Raw genomic sequence first — 22761 nt, forward strand, 5'->3', positions numbered from 1 at the left:
AGCGGGTCACGCCTTCGCCCGGTCTGCCGCGTACTCCTGCAGGCTCTTGACCGCGAAGCCCTCGCGCAGGATCGGCAGCGCGCTGACGGCGGCACCCATGACCGCGATCGTCGTGAACAGCGCCTTGTCGCCCGCGACGGCAGCCGCGCGGATCTCGTAGCCGTCGGCGCGCGTCGAGCCGCCCGAGGGCGTGTTCACGACGATGTCGACCTCACCGGCGTCGATCAGATCGACGATGTTGCGCTCGCCCGACGCCTGGGTCGCGGAGTACTTGTTCACGACCTCGGCGCGGATGCCGTTGCGGGCGAGGATCTCCGCGGTGCCCTCCGTGGCGATGATGCGGAAGCCCATCTCCTGCAGGCGCCGTGCGGGGAAGATGACCTCGCGCTTGTCGCTGTCGGCGACGGAGATGAAGACGGTCCCGGATGTCGGGAGCCCCCCGTAGGCGGCCGCCTGGCTCTTCGCGAACGCTGCGGGGAAGTCGAGGTCGATTCCCATGACCTCGCCGGTGGAGCGCATCTCCGGACCGAGCACGGAGTCCACGGTGCGGCCGTCGGCCGTGCGGAACCGCTTGAACGGCAGCACGGCCTCCTTGACGGCGACCGGCGCGTCGAGCGGGACGCGCGAGCCGTCCTCGGGCGGCAGCATCCCCTCGGCCTTGAGCTCGGCGATCGTGGCGCCCGCCATGATGCGGCTGGCCGCCTTGGCGAGCGGGATGCCGAGCGCCTTCGACACGAACGGCACCGTGCGAGAGGCACGGGGGTTCGCCTCGATGACGTAGAGCACACCCGCGGAGACGGCGAACTGGACGTTCAGCAGCCCGCGCACCCCCACGCCCTGCGCGATGGCCCGCGTCGCCTCGCGGACGCGGTCGATCTCGGTGCGTCCGAGGGAGATCGGCGGCAGCGTGCAGCTCGAGTCGCCCGAGTGGATGCCGGCCTCCTCCAGGTGCTCCATGACGCCGCCGATGTACAGGTCGGTGCCGTCGAACAGCGCGTCCACGTCGAGCTCCACGGCGTCGTCGAGGAACCGGTCGACCAGCAGCGGCATCCCGGGGCCGATGATCGCCTGGTCGGCGACGCGGACGAAGTAGTCGCGCAGGCTCGGGGTGTCGTAGACGATCTCCATGCCGCGGCCGCCGAGCACGAAGCTCGGGCGGACCAGCACGGGGTAGCCGATCTCCTCCGCGACCGCGACCGCGCCGTCGACATCGATCGCGGTGCCGTTGCGCGGCGCCACGAGGCCGGCGTCGTCGAGGAGCCGCGAGAACAGCTCGCGCTCCTCGGCGAGGTCGATGGCGGCGGGGCTCGTGCCGAGGATGCGGTAGCCGGCCTGTTCGATCCCCTTCGCGAGGCCGAGCGGGGTCTGGCCCCCCAGCTGGCAGATGACGCCGAGGATCTCGCCCGAGGCGGACTCCGCGTGCAGGACCTCGAGGACGTCCTCGAGCGTCAGCGGCTCGAAGTAGAGCCGGTCGCTCGTGTCGTAGTCGGTCGAGACGGTCTCGGGGTTGCAGTTGACCATGACGGTCTCGTACCCGGCATCCGCGAGCGCGAAGGAGGCGTGCACGCACGAGTAGTCGAACTCGACGCCCTGTCCGATGCGGTTCGGCCCGCTGCCGATGATGACGACCTTCGTGCGGTCGCTCGGCGCGACCTCGGTCTCGGTGTCATAGGACGAGTAGTGGTAGGGCGTGAGCGCCGGGAACTCGCCCGCGCAGGTGTCGACCGTCTTGTAGACCGGGCGGATGCCGAGGCCGTGACGCAGCCCCCGGACCTCCTCCTCCGTGATGCCGCGCAGCTGCGCGAGCTGCGCGTCGCTGAAGCCGTGCTCCTTCGCGATGCGGAGGGTGCCGGCATCGAGCTCCGCCGCCGTCCGCACGAACTCCGCGACCTCGTTGATCAGCACCATCTGGTCGATGAACCAGGGGTCGATCTTGGTGGCCTCGAACGCCTGCTCCGCGGTGGCGCCGAGTCGCAGCGCCTGCTGCAGCACGACGATGCGCCCGTCCGTGGGCGTCTTCGCGATCTCGAGCAGCTCGGCGACCGACCGCTTCTCCTCGCCCCAGTGGAAACTCGACCCGCGCTTCTCCAGCGAGCGCAAGGCCTTCTGGAGCGCCGTCGTGTAGTTGCGGCCGATCGCCATCGCCTCGCCCACCGACTTCATGGTCGTCGTGAGGGTCGCGTCTGCGGCCGGGAACTTCTCGAAGTTGAACCGCGGCACCTTGACCACGACGTAGTCGAGCGTCGGCTCGAAGCTCGCCGGCGTCACCTTCGTGATGTCGTTCGGGATCTCGTCGAGGCGATAGCCGATCGCGAGCTTCGCCGCGATCTTGGCGATCGGGAAGCCCGTCGCCTTCGACGCGAGCGCCGAGGAGCGCGACACCCGCGGGTTCATCTCGATCACGATGATGCGTCCCGTCGCCGGATCGACCGCGAACTGGATGTTGCAGCCGCCGGTGTCGACGCCGACCGCGCGGATGATGTCGATGCCGATGTCGCGGAGACGCTGGTACTCGCGATCCGTGAGCGTGAGGGCGGGCGCCACCGTGATCGAGTCGCCCGTGTGCACGCCGACGGGATCGACGTTCTCGATCGAGCAGACGACGACCGTGTTGTCGGCCATGTCGCGCATGAGCTCGAGCTCGTACTCCTTCCACCCGAGGATCGACTCCTCCAGCAGAACCTCGTGCGTGGGCGAGTCGTGGAGCCCCGCCCCGCCGATGCGGCGCAGGTCCGCCTCGTCGTAGGCGAAGCCCGAGCCGAGACCGCCCATCGTGAAGCTCGGACGCACCACGAGCGGGTAGCCGAGCTTCTCCGCGCCGGCGAGGAGGTCGTCCATCGAGTGGCAGATCACGGAGGCCGCGACATCCGCGCCCGCCTCGATCACGAGCTCCTTGAAGATCTGCCGGTCCTCGCCCTTGCGGATCGCCTCGACCTTGGCGCCGATGAGCTCGACGCCGTACTTCTCCAGGATGCCGCGCTGGTGGAGGGCCATCGCCGCGTTGAGCGCCGTCTGCCCGCCGAGGGTCGGCAGGATCGCGTCGGGCTTCTCCTTCGCGATGATCGTCTCGATCACCTCTGGCGTGATCGGCTCGATGTAGGTCGCGTCGGCGAAGTCGGGATCGGTCATGATCGTCGCCGGGTTGGAGTTGACGAGGATCACGCGCACGCCCTCGGCGCGCAGCACGCGGCACGCCTGGGTGCCGGAGTAGTCGAACTCGCAGGCCTGGCCGATGACGATCGGGCCGGAGCCGATGACGAGGACGGAATGGATGTCGTCGCGCTTAGGCATTCTTCTCCTTCAGGTTCGCGACGACGAGGTCACGGAAGCGGTCGAACAGGTAGTTGGCGTCGTGGGGACCGGCGGCCGCCTCGGGGTGGTACTGCACGCTGAACGCGGGGATGTCGAGTGCACGAAGCCCCTCGACGACCTGGTCGTTGAGGCCGATGTGGCTGACCTCGACCCGGCCGTAGCCGTGGGGGCTGTCCACGACCCCCTCGATGGGGGCGTCCACCGCGAAGCCGTGGTTCTGCGCCGTGATCTCGACGCGGCCGGTCTGCTTGTCCAGGACCGGCTGGTTGATGCCGCGGTGGCCGAACGGCAGCTTGTAGGTGCCGAAGCCGAGCGCGCGCCCGAGCAGCTGGTTCCCGAAGCAGATGCCGAAGAAGGGCAGGCGCTCGTCGAGCATGGCCCGCAACAGCGCGACGTGCGACTCGGAGGCAGCGGGGTCGCCCGGACCGTTCGAGTAGAACGCGGCGACGGGCTCGATCGCCCGGACGTCCTCGATCGTGGCGGTCTGCGGCAGCACGTGCACGTCGAAACCGCGCGCGGCGAGATTGTGGATCGTCGCCTGCTTCACGCCGAGGTCGAGCACGGCGAGGTTGCCGATCCGCTCACCCGTGGCGGGCGTCACCTCGACGGCGGCGACCGAGACGTGCGCGGAGAGGTTCTGCCCCGCCATCTGCGGCGCCTCGCGGACGATGCGCAGCTGCTCCTCCGGGTCGAGGCCGGCGGCCTCGCCGGAGAAGACACCGCCGCGCATGGAGCCCTCCGAGCGGATGCGGCGTGTCACCGCCCGCGTGTCGATGCCGCTGATGCCGACGATGCCGTCGGCCTCGAGCGCTTCGTCGAGGGAGTTCTCGGAGCGCCAGTTCGAGACGACGCGCGAGGGGTCGCGCACGACGTAGCCCGCGACCCAGATGCGACGGGACTCGACATCCTCCGAGTTCATCCCGGTGTTGCCGATGTGGGGGGCGGTCTGCAGCACGATCTGGCCGGCGTACGACGGATCGGTCAGCGTCTCCTGGTAGCCGGTCATGCCGGTCGTGAAGACGACCTCGCCGAGCGTCGTGCCGCGAGCGCCATACGGCCCGGCCGGTGTGCCGGGTGCCGTCCTCGAGAACGAGCACGGCGGGGTCAGTGGTGAAACGAGTCATCCTTGCGTTCCTGTCGGGGTGGCGGAGGGCAGCAGGGGCTCGATCGCCGCGACGAGAGCGCGCGCCGAGGCCTCCTGCGGCCGGAAGTACGAGTCGACGACCGTGTCGTCACCGGGATCGCCCGCACGCCAGCTGAGGCGCACGAGCCCGCCTCGCTCGACCACGCGGTCTATCGCGACGGTGGACTGCCCGACGCCGGCGATGCGCGCGCGGTCGATGAACAGGCGTTGAGCGCCGGCGAGGTCGAACAGGATCCCGGCGTCCGTGACGACGACGAGTCCCCTCGCCCGGAAGCCGAGTCCCCTGACCGCGAGCCGCTCGAGGGGATTCCCCTGCGCCGTGGTCGCGACGTAGAGGCCGGGGAAGTCGCCGAGCACGCGCGCGTCGGCGGGCATCTCCCCCGCCGGGGCGATCAGGCCCGCGTCCCGTCGCGTGCGACGCCACCAGCCCCATGCCATGAGGCCGAGAAGGAGCACGGCCGCGCCGAGCATGACCAGAAGTGCGGCTTCGCGGGTCATCGGGCGACCTCCTCTGCCGGAGCCAGGACACCGTCTCGGAGCGTGGGCCTTCCGGCGTACAGGGTCCACGCCACGCGCCCGGGGAGCTCCCGGCCGAGATACGGCGAGTTGATGCTGCGTCCCCGGAGCGAGTCACGGTCGAAGACCGTGGCACCCGCGGGGTCGTGCAGGCTCAGATGGGCGGGCTCGCCGACCGCGATCGGCCGTCCCTGCCCGGCGAGACGCCCGATGCGCGCCGGCGCCGCGCTCATGACGCGCGCGACGTCGCCCCAGCCGAGGAGGCCGGTCTCGACCATCGCGAGCTGAACGACCCGGAGGGCGCTCTCGAGCCCCACCATGCCGTTCGCCGCCGCAGCCCACTCACAGGCCTTCGCCTCGTGCGGGTGGGGAGCGTGATCGGTCGCGACGATGTCGATCGTCCCATCGGCGAGCCCCTCTCGCACCGCGTGCACGTCCTCATCGCGTCGCAACGGCGGATTGACCTTGAACCGCGCGTCGTAGCCCCGAGCGAGCTCCTCGGTGAGCAGGAGGTGGTGGGGCGTGACCTCTGCCGTGACGTTGACGCCGCGCTTCTTGGCCCAGCGGATGATGTCGACCGAGCCGGCCGTCGAGAGATGGCACACGTGCAGCCGCGAACCCACGTGCTCGGCCAGCAGGACGTCCCGCGCGATGATCGACTCCTCGGCGACCGCCGGCCAGCCGGCGAGTCCGAGCTCGGCCGACACCGTGCCCTCGTTCATCTGGGCGCCCTCCGTGAGACGGGGGTCCTGGGCGTGCTGCGCCACGACGCCGTCGAAGGCCTTCACGTACTCCAGGGCGCGGCGCATGATGAGCGGGTCCCAGACGCAGAACCCGTCGTCGCTGAACACGCGCACGCGGGCGCGCGACTGCGCCATCGCGCCCAGCTCGGCGAGACGCTCGCCCTTCTGGCCCACCGTCACCGCGCCGATCGGCTGCACCGCCAGGTAGCCCGCCGCCTCGCCGAGCGCGAGCTCCTGCTCGACCACGCCGGCCGTGTCGGCGACCGGGGACGTGTTCGGCATCGCGAACAGCGCCGTGTAGCCGCCCGCGGCTCCCGCCTGGGAGCCCGTGAGCACGGTCTCGCTGGCCTCGTAGCCGGGCTCGCGCAGATGCGTGTGGAGATCGACGAGCCCGGGGAGGGCGATGAGGCCGTCGGCGTCGACCACGGTCGCCCCGGAGCGGGAGACGCCGGTGCCGATCTCGGCGATCGTGCCGTCGGCGATCAGGATGTCCGCGGCGTCCCCGTCGTGGATGCGTGCGCCGCGGATGAGGAGTGTCTCGCTCACCGTGCCTCCTCGTTCTGTTCGCCGCGTTCGCCCGCCAGCAGCAGGTACAGCACTGCCATCCGGATCGAGACGCCGTTGGTCACCTGCTCCAGCACCGTCGACCGGGGCGAGTCCGCCGCATCGGCCGAGATCTCCAGGCCACGGTTCATGGGTCCCGGGTGCATGACAATGCTATCGGCCGGCAGGGCCGCCAGGCGCCGCGCGTCGAGCCCCCAGGCGCGGGAATACTCCCGTTCGGTCGGGAAATACGCCGCGTTCATCCGCTCGAGCTGGATACGGAGCATCATGAGCGCGTCCGGTCCCTCGGCGATCGCCTCGTCGAGGTCGTAGGACACGCCGGCCGGCCACGCCGAGACGTCCTGCGGGATGAGGGTGGGCGGGCCGACGAGGGTCACCTCGGCGCCCAGCGTGTGCAGCAGCCACACGTTCGAGCGGGCCACCCGGGAGTGCAGGATGTCGCCGACGATGGTCACGTGCAGTCCCGCGAGGTCGCGCCCCCTGCTGTCCTCGCCGAAGAAGCGCTTGCGGATCGTGAAGGCGTCCAGCAGCGCCTGGGTCGGGTGCTCGTGCGTGCCGTCGCCCGCGTTGACCACCCCCGCCGTGATCCAGCCGCTCGTCGCGAGCGTCCGCGGCGCGCCCGAGGCCTGATGGCGGATCACGACCGCGTCGGCGGCCATCGCCTGCAGCGTCTGGGCGGTGTCCTGCAGCGACTCCCCCTTCGAGACGCTGGAGCCCTTCGCGGCGAAGTTGATGACATCCGCGCTCAGCCGTTTCGCCGCGGCCTCGAAGGAGATCCGGGTGCGCGTGGAGTCCTCGAAGAAGAGGTTGACCACCGTCTTGCCCCGCAGCGTCGGGAGCTTCTTGACCTCGCGCCGCTGCGTGTCCGCCATGTCCTCGGCGACGTCGAGGATGCGCAGCGCATCGGCACGGTCGAGGCCGCGCGTGTCGAGCAGGTGCCGCATCCTCAGCGCCCCTCGATCGTGACGGACTCTTCGCCGTCGGTCTCGGCGAGCCGCACGTTGACGCGCTCGTCACGGGCGCTCGGGAGGTTCTTGCCGACGAAGTCGGGGCGGATCGGCAGCTCGCGGTGGCCGCGGTCGACCAGGATCGCCAGCCGCACCGCCGACGGACGTCCGATGTCGCCGAGCGCGTCGAGCGCCGCGCGGATGCTGCGGCCGCTGAAGAGCACGTCGTCGACCAGCACGACGGTCTTGCCGTCGATGCCTCCGGCCGGGATGTCGGTGCGATGCGGTGTGCGGGTGGGGTGCTGCGCCAGGTCGTCGCGATACATCGTCACGTCGAGGGCCCCGGAGGGAACCGAGTCGCCGCCGAACTCTCCGATGAGGCCCGCGAGGCGACGTGCGAGCGGCACTCCCCTGGTCGGGATGCCGAGGAGCACGAGGCCCTCCGATCCCTTGTTCGACTCGAGGATCTCGTGGGCGATCCGCGTCAACGCGCGGGCGATGTCGGCCTCATGCAGCACGGTTCGCGTGCTCATCCGCCGCTCCCTTCTCCGCCTCTCGGACGGTGTTAAAGGTTGCTGTGGTGTCGATCGATTTTAGCCGGTCCGGCAGCCGGGCCCGCCAGCGTGCCGCCGGCGCGGCGCGGTGTGGTATCGGGGGTCGCGCGACGATGCCGACGTCGTCGCGGAGGCACGCGGTGGGGAGCGGCGGACGGCGAGCCCGGTCAGCGCGGCACGTGGAAGTCGACGAGCTCCGCACAACGCGGCGCGAGGTGGGCCCAGGCCGTCGGCACCTGGAGGACCGCGATGCCCGAGGTCGGGAACCCGTCCCGCATGCGCAGCGCCGTCTCGCCGTCACGGTCCGCCGCGAGCAGCCGTGCCGTCAGCGACACGGAGGGCTCGTGGCCGACCACGAGCACGGTGCGGGCATCCCCGCCATGGGCGCGCACGAGGTCGATGCAGTCCGGCGCCGACGCCCCGTACAGCTCGTCGAGAACCTCAGCCCGCGCGTCGATCCCCGTCGCCGCGAGCGTCGCACGGGTACGAACGGCGGACGAGCACAGCACGAGGTCGACCGGAGGGACGTGCGCGCGGAGCCAATCCCCGGCGCGTGCCGCCTCGCGACGGCCGCGGTCGGCCAAAGGACGATCGTGATCGGCGACGCCGTGAGGATAAGCGGCCTTGCCGTGCCGCAGCACGACGAGCGTGCGCTCCGGAGCCTCCGGGCTCACGCGCGCGCGACCGTCTCGGCCGGTGCCTCCGCGTCGGCTCCCGCGGGCGTGTCCGTCCGACGCCGGGACCGGATGGGGTGCCCCTGCGTCGTGAGGCACTTGCCGCTCGCGAGGTCCCAGCTCCAGTCGTGGAGCGAGCAGGTCAGCACGCCGTCCTCGATCTTGCCCGTCTTGGTGAGGTCGGCGCGCAGGTGCGGGCAACGGCGCTGCACGACCCAGTCGCCGATCTCGGCATCCTCGGTCTGGTCGGACTGCTCGGCGTACCAGTTCTCGACGTACTCGATCCGGTCGCGCGAGAGGCACTTGAGGAACGTCGTCAGGAACTCGTTGAACTTGCCGGCCCGTCCGACCGAGAACTGCATCGAGAGGAAGATCGAGTTCGACCAGTCGATCTCGTGGTCGGCGATGTTGGTGGAGACGAGATCGGCGGGGATCGTGTACCAGTACACGCACTCCTCGCCGGCGTACTCGCGCACCTTCGCCTTCGGGAAGTCGACGACCATGTCGAGCTCGCTGATCCGGAACCGCACGTTGCCGCCGACCCCGTTGCGGATCGTGCGGGCGCGGCGCAGCAGCGGCTCCCACCACTCCTTGATCGCGGCGAGCATCTCATCGGGGGCCAGCACGGGAGAACGCCGCGCCTCCTCGGCGCGCACCTCGCCCTGGCGACTGTCGCGCTGCTCGGCCAGATACTCCCACTTGTCGGCGAAGATCCGCTCGATCTCGGCCTCCGTGTAGAGCGTCTGGGTGACCCGGATCTCGCCCCCCTCGAGGTCGACCTGCGTGCCCGGCACGAACAGGTAGCCCTTCTGCTGCGGCGATGCCTCGGCCATGTGGGCGAGGAACTGCGCCTGGTCCGTGAAGATCGAGTCGTCCTCGAGCCCGTGGCCGTTGTAGCGGAACAGCTCCTCACGAAGGAACATGGGCGGCCCCGCCATCGGGAACACGTGGGGCGCGGCGACCTTGTCGATGTAGTACATCGCGCGCTTGTTCTGCGCGTCGCGCTTGAGCTTGGCGAAGTTCTGCTTCGCGTCCTGCGGCAGGTCGTAGACCATCGGCCACCAGATCGCTCCGGACACCTGCGTGAAGTAGGCGTCGGGGTGCGAGAACGACAGGAGCTTCTCGAGGTCCAGCGGGTGCGAGTCGTTCTGGTTGAGGATCGACGCCGTCCCGTCGTCGACGCTCAACGACGAGTCGCCGATCGGGCCGTCGCTGGGCGCACGCAGCGGCGTCACCATGAGCGTCAGCCCGTTCTCGTACTCCAGCGGGACACCGGCCTGCGTGTACACGATGTTGTCGTATCCGAGCGCACGAAGATCGGTCTCGAGGTCGTCCGTCGGGTAGTCCGGCAGCAGGACGCGGATGTCCTTGCGCACGTATCGCTCCAGCAGGCGGGGATCGAAGTGATCGCGGTGACGATGCGAGATGTAGAGGAAGTCGGCGGCGCCGAACCGCTCCCAGTCGAGTCCGCGGTTGTCGGGGAACGGGAACCACGAGCCGAAGAACGAGGGGCCGATCACGGGATCGCAGAGGATGCTGCCGCCCGTCGTCTCGATGAACATTCCCGCGTGGCCGAGGCCGGTGATCCGCATGCGGTTCCTCCTGTCGAACGACTCACGAGTCTACGCGGGGCCGGCACGGGCACCCTTCGGGCCCGCCGTGCAAAACGGTCAGCGCTCGAGCAGGGCCCGGATGTCGTCGGCCGACAACGCCTGCGAGAACAACGCGTCGTCGTCCACGACCGCCTGGAACAGCCGCGCCTTGCGCTGCTGGAGCGCCAGGACCTTCTCCTCGATCGTGTCGGCGGCGATGAGGCGGTAGACCAGCACGGTGTTCTCCTGGCCGATCCGGTGCGCCCGGTCGACGGCCTGCGCCTCGGCGGCGGGGTTCCACCACGGATCGAGGACGAAGACGTAGTCCGCCTCCGTGAGGGTCACGCCGAAGCCGCCCGCCTTCAGACTGATGAGGAAGGCGGGCGCGTCTCCGGACCGGAACCGGTCGACGACCTCGCCCCGCCGAGCCGTCGACCCGTCCAGGTACTCGTGGGCGATGCCCGCCGCCGTCAGCCGGTCGGCGGCGAGCCGCAGGAACGAGGTGAACTGGCTGAAGACGAGGGCACGGTGTCCCTCGGCGGCGAGCTCCACGACACGGTCGAGGAGCGCCTCGAGCTTGCGGGACGGTATCGCCGCGTGGCGCTCGTCCACCAGCACGGGCGCGAGGCTCAGCATCCGCAGCAGCGTCAGCGAGCGGAACACGATGAACCGGTTCCGGTCGAGATCGTCGAGCAGCCCCAGCACCTTCTGCCGCTCGCGCTGCAGCACCCGGTCATAGAGCGCGCGATGCGCCGGGTCGAGCGCGACACGCAGCTCGAGCTCCTGCTTGGGCGGCAGCTCGGTCACGACGGCCGCCTTCGTGCGGCGCAGCAGGAGCGGGCGGATGCGGCGGCGCAGACGCGCGAGCCGATCCGCCCGGAAGGGAGCCGCCTCGGCGTTCTCGGGAACCTTGCCCTGCTCGATCGGCTGCACGTACTCCTCGCGGAACCGTCGGGCGGAGGGGAAGAGCCCGGGCGCGGTGAGCGAGAGCAGCGCCCAGAGGTCTTCCAGCCCGTTCTCCAGCGGGGTCCCGGTCGCGGCGTACACGGCACGGGCCCGAAGACCGGCGATCGCGCGGTACACCTTCGTACGCGGGTTCTTGGCGAACTGCGCCTCATCGAGGACGACGGCCGACCATGAGACTCCGGCGAACTCGGCGGCGTCGAGCCGCAGGATCGCGTAAGAGGTGAGCACGACGTCCGCCCCCGCGATCGCGTCCGCGAGCGGACGGCCGCGGCGACCCCGCGTCTCCTCGAGGCCGACCACCACCAGCCCCGGGGTGAAACGCGTCGCCTCCGCGGCCCACGTCGGCATCACCGACGTCGGCGCGACCACCAGCACGGGCCCCGCATCGGCGTCCGAGCGGACGTGCGCGACCAGGCTCAGCAGCTGGAGCGTCTTGCCGAGACCCATGTCGTCCGCGAGGATGCCGCCGAGCCGATGGCGCCACAGGAATGCGAGCCAGTCGTAGCCCCGCTTCTGATACGGACGCAGCGTCGCGTGCACGGAGGCGGGCAGCTCGGCCGCGGGAACCGAGTCGGCATCGCGCAGCCCCTCGACGAGCGCACGCCAGGCGAGCGCCGGCTCGGCGATGTCGGCGACATCCTCGAAATCGGTCCACAGGTCCGTCTGGTGGCGACTCAGCCGCAGCGCCTCGGGCTCCCATTCGTCCAGCTCGGCCGCCTCGGCGAGCAGATCGCGCAGGCGGTGCAGCGACGCCTGCGCGAGGGAGAAGTATGCGCCGTCGGCGAGCAGCAGCCGCTTCCTGCCGCGTGTGAGCGCCGTGATGAGCGCCGCGAGCGGAACACGTCGCTCCCCCACCGACACGACGACGCCCAGGTCGAACCAGTCCGGCTGCGCCGTCTCGACCGTCGTGACCCGGATCTTCGGGTCTTCCGTCAGCTCGGTGTAACGCCTCGACGGCGTGTTGCCCTCGACCCGAACCTCCGGCAGGCGCTGCCACGAGGGCAGGACGTCGGCGGCGAACACGGCCGTCTCGTCTCCCCGGAGGGTGGCCGCCGGAGCGAACGGCGTGTCCAGCGCCTCCTGCCACGGCGCGGCGAGGGCGGCCAGGATACGGCTCTCGGCGGCGACGTCGCGATCCGCGTCCGGGCGGGCATCCGCGTCGATCCGGGGCAGGCCGGGGTACGACCAGGCGCAGCCGACCTCGACCGTGTCGTCGGCACCGAACCGGACGGCGACGACCGCGGTGGGCCTCGCCGCCGGCGGTGGCGGGATGCTGCGGGGCAGTCGTAGCGTGGTCCGGCGGGCGAGCCGGGGCACCGCTTCGGCCACGAACGCCTCGCGGTCCGCGGCGGGGACCTCGAGCTCGCCGCCCGCGCGGAGCAGCTCTCGGATCGGGTCGGAGAGCGCGACCGGTGCGAGCACGATCGGAACCGGGTCGCGGTCGGGCGCGACCGTGTACACACCGGACGAGCCGATCGGGCGCACGAGACCCGGCTCTGTGCCGGCGATCGTCGCGACGGCGCGCACGCGCAGCCGGTCCGCGTCGTCCTGGACCTCGACCCCGACGGCCGCATCGGCGGCATCGGCCAGCGCGATGGTCTGCTCCGCGGAGACCGGCACGAGCGCCACGCCCGCCCCGGCGGCCCGCGCGAGGTGCGTCCACAGCAGGGAGGAACCAGCCGTGTCGAGCGCGAGCCACTCGCCCGGGTCGGCCGCGGGCGCTCCTGGCCGCGCGGCGCCGAGGATCTCGCCGAGCTCCCTGATCCAACGGGCCTGCGCGGGCGCGAAACGCGCGCGGTCGCGACGCACGACATCCCATGACGCGTCGCCCTTGATCCAGGCGCCCGTGCGCTCGCTGCGCAGGAGCGGGCGAGCCGCGAGCGTGAGGTCGTCGGGCCGGGCGTGGACCAGACTCCGCGCCGTGGCGGCGGCCGTCCGTCGCGGCGCCCAGTCGTCGGCTCGGTAGGGCGCGCGCTGTCGCAGCTCCAGGCCGAGCGCGAGGGGCACCTCGCCCGCCGGCGCTCGGTCGGCCAGCAGTGCCCGCCATCCGGGCTTCGCCGGTGGCGGGGCCGACGGCCGCGAAGGGGACGGGACCGGCTCGGCGTGTGACGGCGGCACCGGGGCCGCACGCGCGTTGGCCGCGAGCAGCGTCGCGATCGCGTGTTCGCAGTCCTCCTGCAGAGGGCAGGAACAGCGTGTGGAGAGGATCCGTCCCCGCTCACGCGCTGGGTCCAGCAGGATCGTGCAGCGATAGGGCACGCTGCCGCTTCCTCGGACGACGCTCGTCAGGGTGCGGGTGGGCGCGTCCCAGGCGAGGCTCGCCACGGCACCCGCACGAAAGCAGGCGACGCCCCGGTCATAGGCGCCGCCCCAGGCGATCGCGCGCACCTCGACGAGGTCGACGTACGGCGCGGGCATGCGTCCCATCCTCGCAGCCGCCACCGACAGGGCGGGCGGTCGCGTCAGGCGGTGCGGGCGATGCGTCCCAGCACACCGTGCACGAAAGAGCCCGACTCGTCGGTCGAGAACTCCTTCGCGAGCTCCACCGCCTCGTCGATCGCCACCGCGCTCGGCACCTCGTCGTTGAACAGCAGCTCCCACACGCCGATGCGCAGGACCGCCCGGTCGACCGCCGGCATCCGTTCGAGCTTCCAGTCGCGCGCGTGCGTGACGATCTGCTCGTCGATCTCGTCACGGTGGTCGATGACCCCGTCGACGATCTCCCGTGCGTAGAGCCACGAGGCCTGCCGCGCGGGCTCGCTCGCGGCGCGCTGGGCCTCGGCCGCCAGCACGACCGCCGGCTCGTCGCCGCGGACGTCGGCCTGGAAGAGGATGTCGAGGGCGCGCTTGCGCGCCTTGCTGCGGGCGCTCACGCGTCAGTTGACGCGACCGAGGTAGTCCCCGGTGCGGGTGTCGACCTTGACCTTGGTGCCGGTCTCGAGGAACAGCGGCACCTGGATCTCGTAGCCGGTCTCGACCGTCGCGGGCTTCGTGCCGGCCGAGGAGCGGTCGCCCTGCAGGCCGGGCTCGGTGTAGGTGATCTCGAGCACGACAGAAGCCGGCAGGTCGATGTAGAGCGGGTTGCCGTTGTTGAGGGCGATCGTGACCATCTGGTTCTCGAGCAGGAAGTTGGCCGCATCGCCCACCGTCGCCGCCGGCACGTTGATCTGGTCGTAGTCGCTCGTGTCCATGAACACGAAGGAGTCGCCGTCGGTGTAGAGGTACTGGAAGTCGCGGCGGTCGACGTTCTCGATCTCGATCTTCGCGCCCGCGTTGAACGTCTTGTCGACGACCTTGCCGGTCAGGACGTTCTTCATCTTCGTGCGGACGAACGCACCGCCCTTGCCGGGCTTGACGTGCTGGAACTCCACGATGCTCCAGAGCTGGCCGTCGATGTTGAGGACGACGCCGTTCTTGATGTCTGCGGTGGATGCCATGCGTGGAGTTTCCGTTCGGTGGAGGTTCGTGGGCTCGCCGCGCGGCCCGACCGCCTATTCTACGGCGTACCGACGACCCCTGACCGCGACGTGGGCTCAGCCGTCGGCGACGCCGGCGATCGTGTCGAGGAGGCGGGTGACGGCCGTGGCGTAGCCTGCCACGCCCTCGCCGATCACGTGGACGACCGCGACGTCGCGCACGTAGGAGAAGTGACGGAACTCCTCGCGCTCGTACACGTTCGAGATGTGGACCTCCGCGACCGGGAGGGCGACCCCGGAGAGGGCATCGCGCAGGACGACCGAGGTGTGCGTCAGCCCGCCGGGGTTGATCACGATCCCGGCGCAGTCCTCGCGCGCGGCGTGGATCGCATCGATCAGGACCCCCTCGTGGTTGCTCTGCACGGCACGCACCTCGACACCGCGAGCGGCGGCGGCCTGCGCCGCGATGCACTCGACGTCGGCGAGCGTCTCGTGCCCGTAGACGGCCGGCTCGCGGACGCCCAGCAGATTCAGGTTCGGACCGTTGACCAGCAGCAGACGACGCGGGGTGCTCACCGTCACGACGCTACTCCAACGGGGGCGCTCCCCTGGGCCGCCAGCCGCACGGGCGCGTTGCCCGCGCCGAAGCCCTCGTAGCCGCCGACGCGCTCGACGAACTCGAAGAAGACCTGTCCGACCGTCTGCGTGTAGAAGTGCAGGTACTCACCCTCCTCGTCGCGGTCGTAGACGAGGTCGAGCGAGCGCAGCAGGGCGATGCGGTCCGCGCGGAGGTCGGTGCGAGCGGCCAGATCGTCGTAGTAGTTCTCCGGGATCGGCAGCACCTGCAGCCCGCGACGACGAGCCTCACGGGCGAGCGTCACGACGTCGTCGCAGCGGAAGGCCACGTGCTGGTCGGCGGCACCCGCGAGACCTCGCTCGGAGACGATCGGCGGCGCGACGTTCAGCGGTATCCGCACGGCTCCGTCCGTCGTGCCGAGCACGCGCGACTGCACGAGTCCTCGAGGGCCCGCGACGTCGGTGCGACTCATCGGGGTGAGCCCGAACACGGCGGGGTAGAAGAGCACGGACTCGTCGACGACCTGCCACGGCTGCGTGAGGCTCACGTGGTCGATCCCCACGACGGGCGAGGGATGCGGCGGGTCACCGTGCTCGAACTCCTCCGCCCACTCGGGGTCGCCCGCCGACGCCGGCGCCCAGTAGACCTGGGTGCCGTCCGGTGCCACGACGGCCGGCAGCGAGTGCTCCTGCGCATAGGTGCGCCGATACGCCTGCGGCGCCTCGAGCTCGCGCGCGCGGGCCGACTGCGCCTCCGGGTCGTCGACGGCGAGTCCGAACGCCGACAGGTGGGGCGCGAGGTCCCGCGCATGCTGCTCGTTCAGGATCACGCGCGCCCGGCCCGCGGACCAGAGCGTGACGGCCTTGGTCCGATGCTTGCCGCGCGGCGTGAAGCCGGCCAGCTGAAGCAGCTGCTCGACCGAGGACGTGTCCTCCGCCGTCACCTCGACGAAGTCGAAGCCGCGGGGCGGGGCGACGGGGGTCAGCCGTTCCAGCGCCACATCCGCGGAGATCGCGGCGTCTCCGTGCGCACGGGCGGCGACGGCATCCTCGAGCCACCGCAGCGACCGGCGGGCCTGGCGCGCCGTGCGCACCGGATCGGTCTGCCGGAAGGTGTCGTTGAACACCTCGAGCGAGAGCGGTCCGGAATAGCCGGCATCCAGCACGCGCCGGGTGAAGTCGGCGAGGTCGAACGCTCCTTCGCCGGGGAAGAGCCGGTGATGACGGCTCCAGGAGAGCACATCCATCGAAAGGGCGGGAGCGTCCGCCAGCTGCAGGAAGAGGATGCGCTCCCCCGGGATGTCGGCTATCCCGGCCGGATCGTGACCGCGGGAGAGCACGTGGAAGGAGTCGAGACAGACGCCGACGGCGGGGTGGTCCGCCTGCTGCACGATGCGCCACGCGCGACGATAGTCGTCCACGAAGCGTCCCCACGCCAGGGCCTCGTAGGCGATGCGCACGCCGTAGCCGGCAGCGAGCTCCCCCAGGGTGCGCAGCTGGGCCGCGCTCACGGCATCGTCGTCGATCGTCGCGGTCGCGACGTTGCTGCAGCACAGCACGGTGTCCATGCCCAGTCGCTGCATGAGCGAGAACTTCGCCTCCGCACGACGAAGCACCCGCGAGAACTCCGCCGGGCTCACGCCCTCCACGTCGCGCATGGGCTGGTAGAGGTCGAGTCCGAGTCCGAGCCGCTCCGCGAGGGCACGGATCTCCTCGGGGCTCTCCGGTGCCGCGACGAGGTCCGGCTCGAACAGCTCGACGCCGTCGAATCCCGCCGCCGCGGCGGCGGCGAGCTTGTCGCGGAGGGTTCCGCTGAGGCACACGGTGGCGATCGACGTCTTCATCGACCGCAATGTACCACGCGGTACATAAGGCGGTCCATGCGCTCGGATATCCTGACGACGTGCCCGCCCGACGACGTGATCCCGACCGCACCCGAGCGGAGCTGCTGGAGGTCGCGACCGAGGTCTTCGCCGCGCAGGGCTACTCCGGCGCCCGCGTCGACGAGATCGCCGAGCTCACCCGCACGACCAAGCGGATGATCTACTACTACTTCGGCAGCAAGGAGGGCCTCTACCTCGCGGTGCTGGAGAACGCCTACCGCGGGATCCGCCAGGCGGAACGTGGCATCGACGTCGACCACACCGATCCGGTCGAGGCGATCCGCCGTCTCGCCGAGCTGACCTTCGACCACCATGTCGGCCACGATGCCTTCATCCGGCTCGTCGCGATCGAGAACATCCACCGGGGCGAGTTCATCCGCCGACTCGCGAGCGTGCGCACGCTCAGCCAGCCGGCGAAGTCCCTCCTCGACGACATCCTCGAACGGGGCCGTGGCGTCGGCGCGTTCCGCACGGATGTCGACGCCATCGACGTCCACCTGGTCATCAGCTCCTACTGCGTGTTCCAGGTCGCCAACCGCCACACCTTCGGGTACCTCTTCGACATCGACTTCGACGATCCCGCCCGCCGGACGCATCTGCGCGCCGTCATCGGCGACGTCGTCGTCGGCTGGCTGACCGCCCCGACCAGCTCCTCCCCCTCCGAGTGAGGGCACAGTTGACACGGGGCGCGGTGTTTGGTTCACTCTGGACGTACCAGTTAGTACATTCATACGGGTGACGCCCGTCCGTTCGGCCGAAGGAGTCCGCGACATGAGCGACCGTCCCTACCTCGTGGGGCTCGTCGGCACGGGCGTGACGCCCTCGCTCACCCCTCCGATGCACATGGCTGAGGCCACCGCCCTCGGCCTCCCCTATGTGTACCGTCCGATCGACATGTCCGTGATCGGCCTCGGCGTCGAGCGGATCGGCGAGATCCTCGACTGGGCGGAGCGGCTCGGCTTCGACGCGCTGAACATCACCCACCCGTGCAAGCAGGCGGTCATCCCCTACCTCGACCGCATCGACCCGGTCGCCCAGGAGCTCGGCGCCGTCAACACGGTCCTGCTCGGCGACGGCGGACGCCGCGGTCACAACACCGACACGACGGGATTCGAGAGCGGGTTCCGGGCGGGCATGGACGGCGCGGACCTCACGCGGGTCGTGCAGCTGGGCGCCGGCGGCGCCGGCGCCGCGGTGGGCGCCGCCCTCCTGCGACTGGGCGCGGGCGCTCTCACGATCGTCGACGTCGACCAGAGCCGCGCGCGGGCACTCGCCGCCGACCTCGCCCACCGCCACGACCGGCAGGTGACCGCCGCGACTCCCCTCGAGCTGCCGACGATCCTGGCCGAGGCGTCCGGCCTCGTCCACTGCACGCCGACCGGCATGGCGGAGCACCCCGGTCTCCCCCTCCCGGCAGCCCTGCTCCGGTCCGATCTGTGGGTCGCCGACATCGTCTACCGCCCCTACGTGACCGAGCTGCTGGCCACGGCCCGCGCGCTCGGGGCCCGCACCCTCGACGGCGGACGGATGGCCGTGTTCCAGGCCGTCGACGCCTTCGAGCTCATCACCGGGGTCCGCCCGGACCCCGACCGCATGACGCAGCATTTCCATACCCTCGTGGCCGACCACGAGATCCTCGTCTGAAAGGGACCCACACAGATGACCACCGCCGCAACGACGCGGAAGACCCCCGTGAAGGCCGCTGTCGCCAGCTTCATGGGCAGCGCCGTCGAGTACTACGACTTCTTCCTGTTCGGCTCCGCCGCCGCCCTGATCTTCCCCCAGATCTTCTTTCCCTCCGGGGATAACGCCGCCCTCGTGATGTCCTTCGCGACCTTCGGGTTCGCCTACATCGCACGACCGGTCGGCGCCTTCTTCCTCGGGCACTTCGGCGACCGCATCGGGCGCCAGAAGGTCCTCATGTTCACGCTGCTCACGATGGGACTGTCGACCTTCGTCATCGGCTGTCTGCCGGGCTTCGCGCAGATCGGCTGGTTCGCCCCCGTGCTGCTGGTGCTGTGCCGCTTGCTGCAGGGCCTCTCCGCGGCGGGCGAGCAGGCCGGGGCCTCCTCCCTCACCCTCGAGCATGCGCCCGACGACCGTCGCGCGTTCTTCACCTCATGGACCCTGACGGGAACGCAGGGCGGACAGATCCTCGCCGCGCTCGTGTTCATCCCCGTGGTCGCCGCGCCGGACGAGTTCAAGCTGACCTGGGGATGGCGCATCCCGTTCTGGCTGTCGGCCGTCGTGGTGATCGTGGCGTTCTTCATCCGGCGGAGCCTGCACGAGACGCCCGAGTTCGAGCAGGCGAAGGCCGCCGGCGCGATCGCCCGCGTTCCGCTCGTGCCGCTCCTGCGCGATCACTGGCGCGACGTCATCCGGGTCATCCTCTGCGCCACGATCGCCGCGGTCTCGACCGTCTTCGGCAATCTCGCGCTCGCGTACGGCAAGCAGGTCGGCCTGGCCGAGAGTCTCACGCTGTGGCTCGTCGTCGTCGCCAACCTCGTCGCCCTCCTCACCCAGCCGCTGTTCGGGAAGCTCGCCGACCGCGTCGGACGCAAGCCGGTCTTCGTCTACGGCGCGCTCTCGTCCGCCGCGCTCATGCCGTTCTACATGCTGTCGATGTCGAGCGGCCAGACCTGGCTCATCTTCGCGCTCGCCGTGCTCACCTTCTCGTGCGGCTACGCGGCCGCCAACGCCGTCTGGCCCGCTTTCTACGGCGAGATGTTCAGCACCAGAGTGCGGTTCTCCGGGATGGCGATCGGCACGCAGCTCGGTTTCCTCATGGCCGGCTTCGCCCCCACGATCGTCGCGGCGCTCGGCGGCGTCGCGCAGGGCGGCTGGGTCGTCATCAGCGTGTTCACCGCGGTCGTCGCGCTCATCGCGGCGGGCTCGGCGCTCACGGCACGCGAGACCAGGAACGTCGCGACCGGCGACCTCGGGGTCACCCCGCAGCGCACGCCGCAGCCGGTCGCCGTCTGAGCCGCCGCGGGCCCCGGCGCGCCGCTCCCACAACCGGGAGCCCGCACCGGGGCCCGTTCGCGGTTACTGGCCGATCTCCTGATAGGCCGCGAACAGCAGCGACTCGTCGGGCGCCTGCAGCACGGTCGGCCGCGCGATGTCGTCGAGCACGATGAACCGCAGCATCCCGCCGCGGGACTTCTTGTCGCGCTGCATCGTGGCGAGCAGCTGCGGCCACGCACCGGCCCGGTAGCTCAGGGGCAGGCCGAGCATCTCGAGGATGCGGCGATGCCGATCGACCGCCTCGTCCGAGAGACGCCCCGCCAGCCGGGACAGCTCGGCCGCGTACATCATCCCGATCGAGATCGCCGCACCGTGCCGCCACTGGTACCGCTCCGCGTGCTCGATGGCGTGCCCGAGCGTGTGCCCGTAGTTGAGGACCTCGCGCAGGCCCGCCTCACGGAGGTCCTCCCCGACGACCCGCGCTTTCATCTCGATCGCCAGCTCGATGCAGCGACGGAACGCGGGGCTCGCGGGGTCGACGGCCGCGACCGGGTCCGCCTCGATGAGGTCGAGGATCTCGGGATACCAGATGAACCCCGCCTTCACGACCTCCGCGAAGCCCGCGACCCGTTCGTTGGCGCTGAGCGTGTCCAGCAGATCGAGGTCGCAGATCACCGCGCGCGGCGGCCAGAACGCGCCCACGAGGTTCTTGCCCTCTGCCGTGTTGATGCCGGTCTTGCCGCCGACGGCCGCGTCGACCATCCCGAGCACCGTCGTGGGCACCTGCACGAGCGCGACGCCGCGCAGCCAGGTCGCGGCGACGAAGCCCGCGAGATCGGTCACCGCGCCGCCGCCGAACCCGACGACCGCGTCCGTCCGTGTGAAGTCCGCCTGGCCCATGACCTGCCAGCAGAAGGCGGCCACCTCGACCCGCTTGCCGGACTCCGCGTCCGGGATCTCGGCCAGCAGCACCTCCCGGGCGCTCGAGGCCTGCAGCCGCTCCCGCAGCTCGGCGGCCTTGGCGCTCAGGGTCGGCGGATGCACGACGAGCACCTTCCGTGTCGCGCTCGGCAGTGCCGCGTCGATCCGGTCGAGGACGCCGCGTCCCACCGTCACGTCATACGGCGCGTCGCCGCCCACGGAGACAACGGTCGGCTGGTCTGTCATACGTGTGCCTCTCCTGCGATGCGCTCCCGCGCCCAGTCGACGATCGCCTGCACGACCTCCGAGATCGGGCCGCGCGAGGTGTCGAACTCGACGTCGGACACCTCGTCGTAGAACGGCCGGCGCTCGGCCATGATGCGCTGCCACTGCGTGACCGGGTCCTCGCCCGCGAGGAGCGGCCGGTTCCCCCCGCCGATGCGGTGCCCGATGACGTGGGGAGCGACCGTGAGCAGCACGACCCGGTGCGCGGCCAGGTCCGCCCGCGTCTGCGGATCGATGACCGATCCGCCGCCGAGGGCGATGACACCCTCATTGCCCAGGGCACGGGCGACGGTCTCGCGCTCGATGCGCCGGAACTCCGCCTCGCCGCGCGACCGGAACAGGTCCGGGATCGGGCCGTGGTCGCGCACGACGAGCGCGTCGGTGTCGACGAAGGGCACGTCGAGCGCGCGCGCGACGCGCCGCCCGATGCTCGTCTTCCCCGCCCCCATCGGCCCGACGAGCACGAGCGTGGGCGCGGCGGGCGCCTGGGTCACAGAAGCCCCGGGTCGCTCGCCGTCGTGGAGCGCAGCGTGTCGGGGATCGCCGCGAGGTACGTCTCGAGGTTGCGGCGGGTCTCGGCGACGTTGTCGCCGCCGAACTTCTCGAGCACCGACTCCGCGAGCACGATCGCGACCATCGCCTCGGCCACGACGCCCGCAGCCGGCACGGCGCAGACGTCGGAACGCTGGTGGTGGGCCGAAGCCGTGTCGCCCGTCGCGACATCGACGGTCCGCAATGCGTGCGGGATCGTCGCGATGGGCTTCATCCCGGCGCGCACCCGCAGCACGGTCCCGGTCGACATCCCGCCCTCGGTGCCGCCCGCGCGATCGCTGCCGCGCACGATGCCGTCCTCCGACGCGAACAGCTCGTCGTGGGCCGCGGATCCCCGACGGGTCGTCGTGAGGAAGCCGTCGCCCACCTCGACGCCCTTGATCGCCTGGATGCTCATGAGCGCCTGCGCGAGCTTGCCGTCGAGTCGACGATCCCACTGCACGTGGGAACCGAGCCCCGGGGGCAGACCGTACGCGAGGACCTCGACGATCCCGCCGAGAGTGTCCCCGTCCTTCTTGGCCGCGTCCACCTCGGCGACCATGAGGGCGCTCGTGTCCGGATCGAAGCAGCGCAACGGATCCGCGTCGAGCGTGTCGACGTCGTCCGGATGCGGCAGGGCGGCGCCCTCGGGCACGCGCACCGGCCCGATCGAGAGCGTGTGGCTCACCAGTCGGATGCCGAGCTCCCCGAGGAACGCGCGGGCCAGAGTGCCGAGCGCCACGCGGGCAGCCGTCTCGCGCGCGCTCGCACGCTCGAGGATCGGGCGCGCCTCGTCGAAGCCGTACTTCTGCATTCCGACCAGGTCGGCGTGTCCCGGGCGCGGACGCGTCAGCTCGGCGCCCCTCCCCCGCGACTTCTCGGTCAGCTCGACGGGCTCCGCGCTCATGACCTCGACCCACTTGGGCCACTCCGTGTTGCCGATGCGCACCGCGATCGGGCTGCCAAGGGACAGACCGTGACGCACGCCCGCGGAGATCGTGAGCTCGTCCTCTTCGAACTTCATGCGCGAACCGCGCCCATAGCCGAGCTTGCGGCGCGCGAGATCGGCCTGGATGGCGGCTCGCGAGATGGGGACACCCGCGGGGAGCCCTTCCATGATGGCGACGAGTTCAGGGCCGTGCGATTCGCCGGCGGTGAGGACGCGGAGCATTG

At 71.0% G+C, this 22761-nt stretch carries 17 protein-coding genes and 2 pseudogenes; 3 read left to right on the plus strand and 16 right to left on the minus strand.

Translation table 11 applies throughout. The annotated features are described in order from the left end of the window. Positions 1 to 6: 6 nt before the first annotated feature. The 13 genes and pseudogenes from carB to QE381_RS03275 all read right to left on the minus strand — a co-directional run bounded on the left by carB (position 7) and on the right by QE381_RS03275 (position 16848). Positions 7 to 3291 carry a carbamoyl-phosphate synthase large subunit gene (gene carB / locus QE381_RS03215; RefSeq protein WP_307215457.1) on the minus strand — a complete coding sequence of 1095 codons (3285 nt, stop codon included), beginning with the start codon at positions 3289 to 3291 and terminating at the stop codon, positions 7 to 9. Next, positions 3284 to 4436, minus strand: a pseudogene (gene carA / locus QE381_RS03220) (glutamine-hydrolyzing carbamoyl-phosphate synthase small subunit). Before carA ends, carB begins: the two are co-directional and overlap by 8 nt. After that, a complete protein-coding gene (locus QE381_RS03225; RefSeq protein ID WP_307215459.1) occupies positions 4433 to 4954 on the minus strand; it encodes a hypothetical protein in 522 nt (173 codons plus the stop codon). Before QE381_RS03225 ends, carA begins: the two are co-directional and overlap by 4 nt. After that, complete coding sequence (locus QE381_RS03230; protein ID WP_307215461.1) at positions 4951 to 6261, minus strand: dihydroorotase; 1311 nt, start codon at positions 6259 to 6261, stop codon at positions 4951 to 4953. Before QE381_RS03230 ends, QE381_RS03225 begins: the two co-directional genes overlap by 4 nt. Further along, a complete protein-coding gene (locus tag QE381_RS03235; RefSeq protein WP_307215463.1) occupies positions 6258 to 7223 on the minus strand; it encodes an aspartate carbamoyltransferase catalytic subunit in 966 nt (321 codons plus the stop codon). The genes QE381_RS03230 and QE381_RS03235 overlap by 4 nt, the downstream gene beginning before the upstream one ends. A 2-nt stretch (positions 7224 to 7225) precedes the next feature. Next, positions 7226 to 7813: pseudogene (gene pyrR / locus QE381_RS03240) on the minus strand (bifunctional pyr operon transcriptional regulator/uracil phosphoribosyltransferase PyrR); the annotation flags it as partial. Positions 7814 to 7947: 134 nt separating this feature from the next. Next, on the minus strand, positions 7948 to 8454 hold the full coding sequence (locus tag QE381_RS03245) for a histidine phosphatase family protein (protein ID WP_307215465.1): 507 nt from the start codon (positions 8452 to 8454) through the stop codon (positions 7948 to 7950). Next, positions 8451 to 10046 carry a Rieske 2Fe-2S domain-containing protein gene (locus QE381_RS03250; RefSeq protein ID WP_307215467.1) on the minus strand — a complete coding sequence of 532 codons (1596 nt, stop codon included), beginning with the start codon at positions 10044 to 10046 and terminating at the stop codon, positions 8451 to 8453. Before QE381_RS03250 ends, QE381_RS03245 begins: the two co-directional genes overlap by 4 nt. 78 nt (positions 10047 to 10124) lie before the next feature. Then, positions 10125 to 13430 (minus strand): DEAD/DEAH box helicase, encoded by a 3306-nt coding sequence (locus QE381_RS03255; RefSeq protein WP_307215469.1) that lies wholly within the window; start codon positions 13428 to 13430, stop codon positions 10125 to 10127. A 44-nt stretch (positions 13431 to 13474) separates the two neighbouring features. Next, positions 13475 to 13885: a transcription antitermination factor NusB gene (gene nusB, locus QE381_RS03260; RefSeq protein ID WP_307215471.1), complete on the minus strand. Its 411-nt coding sequence runs from the start codon at positions 13883 to 13885 to the stop codon at positions 13475 to 13477. A gap of 3 nt (positions 13886 to 13888) precedes the next feature. Then, entirely contained in the window at positions 13889 to 14449 is a 561-nt protein-coding gene (gene efp / locus QE381_RS03265; RefSeq protein ID WP_307215473.1) for an elongation factor P, read from the minus strand. 96 nt (positions 14450 to 14545) lie between these two features. Next, complete coding sequence (gene aroQ / locus QE381_RS03270; RefSeq protein WP_307215476.1) at positions 14546 to 15004, minus strand: type II 3-dehydroquinate dehydratase; 459 nt, start codon at positions 15002 to 15004, stop codon at positions 14546 to 14548. Positions 15005 to 15006: 2 nt separating this feature from the next. Beyond that, positions 15007 to 16848, minus strand: a complete 1842-nt coding sequence (locus QE381_RS03275) for a bifunctional sugar phosphate isomerase/epimerase/4-hydroxyphenylpyruvate dioxygenase family protein (protein ID WP_307215478.1) — start codon at positions 16846 to 16848, stop codon at positions 15007 to 15009. 59 nt (positions 16849 to 16907) lie between these two features. Between QE381_RS03275 and QE381_RS03280 the strand changes: the two genes are divergently transcribed. The 3 genes from QE381_RS03280 to QE381_RS03290 all read left to right on the plus strand — a co-directional run bounded on the left by QE381_RS03280 (position 16908) and on the right by QE381_RS03290 (position 19869). Next, the gene (locus tag QE381_RS03280) at positions 16908 to 17555 is read left to right on the plus strand and encodes a TetR/AcrR family transcriptional regulator (RefSeq protein ID WP_307215480.1); all 648 of its coding nucleotides are present in this window, start codon (positions 16908 to 16910) and stop codon (positions 17553 to 17555) included. A gap of 103 nt (positions 17556 to 17658) precedes the next feature. Continuing rightward, positions 17659 to 18531, plus strand: coding sequence for a shikimate dehydrogenase (locus QE381_RS03285; protein ID WP_307215482.1), 873 nt, complete (start codon positions 17659 to 17661; stop codon positions 18529 to 18531). Between the two features lie 15 nt (positions 18532 to 18546). After that, positions 18547 to 19869, plus strand: coding sequence for an MFS transporter (locus tag QE381_RS03290; protein ID WP_307215484.1), 1323 nt, complete (start codon positions 18547 to 18549; stop codon positions 19867 to 19869). A gap of 63 nt (positions 19870 to 19932) precedes the next feature. Here QE381_RS03290 and aroB read toward each other — a convergent pair whose 3' ends face one another. The 3 genes from aroB to aroC are packed head-to-tail and all read right to left on the minus strand — an operon-like array spanning position 19933 to position 22759. Continuing rightward, entirely contained in the window at positions 19933 to 21018 is a 1086-nt protein-coding gene (gene aroB, locus QE381_RS03295; protein WP_307215486.1) for a 3-dehydroquinate synthase, read from the minus strand. Then, on the minus strand, positions 21015 to 21506 hold the full coding sequence (locus QE381_RS03300) for a shikimate kinase (protein WP_307220392.1): 492 nt from the start codon (positions 21504 to 21506) through the stop codon (positions 21015 to 21017). The genes aroB and QE381_RS03300 overlap by 4 nt, the downstream gene beginning before the upstream one ends. Before the next feature lie 41 nt (positions 21507 to 21547). Continuing rightward, the gene (gene aroC, locus QE381_RS03305) at positions 21548 to 22759 is read right to left on the minus strand and encodes a chorismate synthase (protein WP_307215489.1); all 1212 of its coding nucleotides are present in this window, start codon (positions 22757 to 22759) and stop codon (positions 21548 to 21550) included. Positions 22760 to 22761 lie beyond the last annotated feature (2 nt).

The organism is Microbacterium sp. SORGH_AS_0888 (assembly GCF_030818905.1).
In the GTDB taxonomy this organism is placed as follows: domain Bacteria; phylum Actinomycetota; class Actinomycetes; order Actinomycetales; family Microbacteriaceae; genus Microbacterium.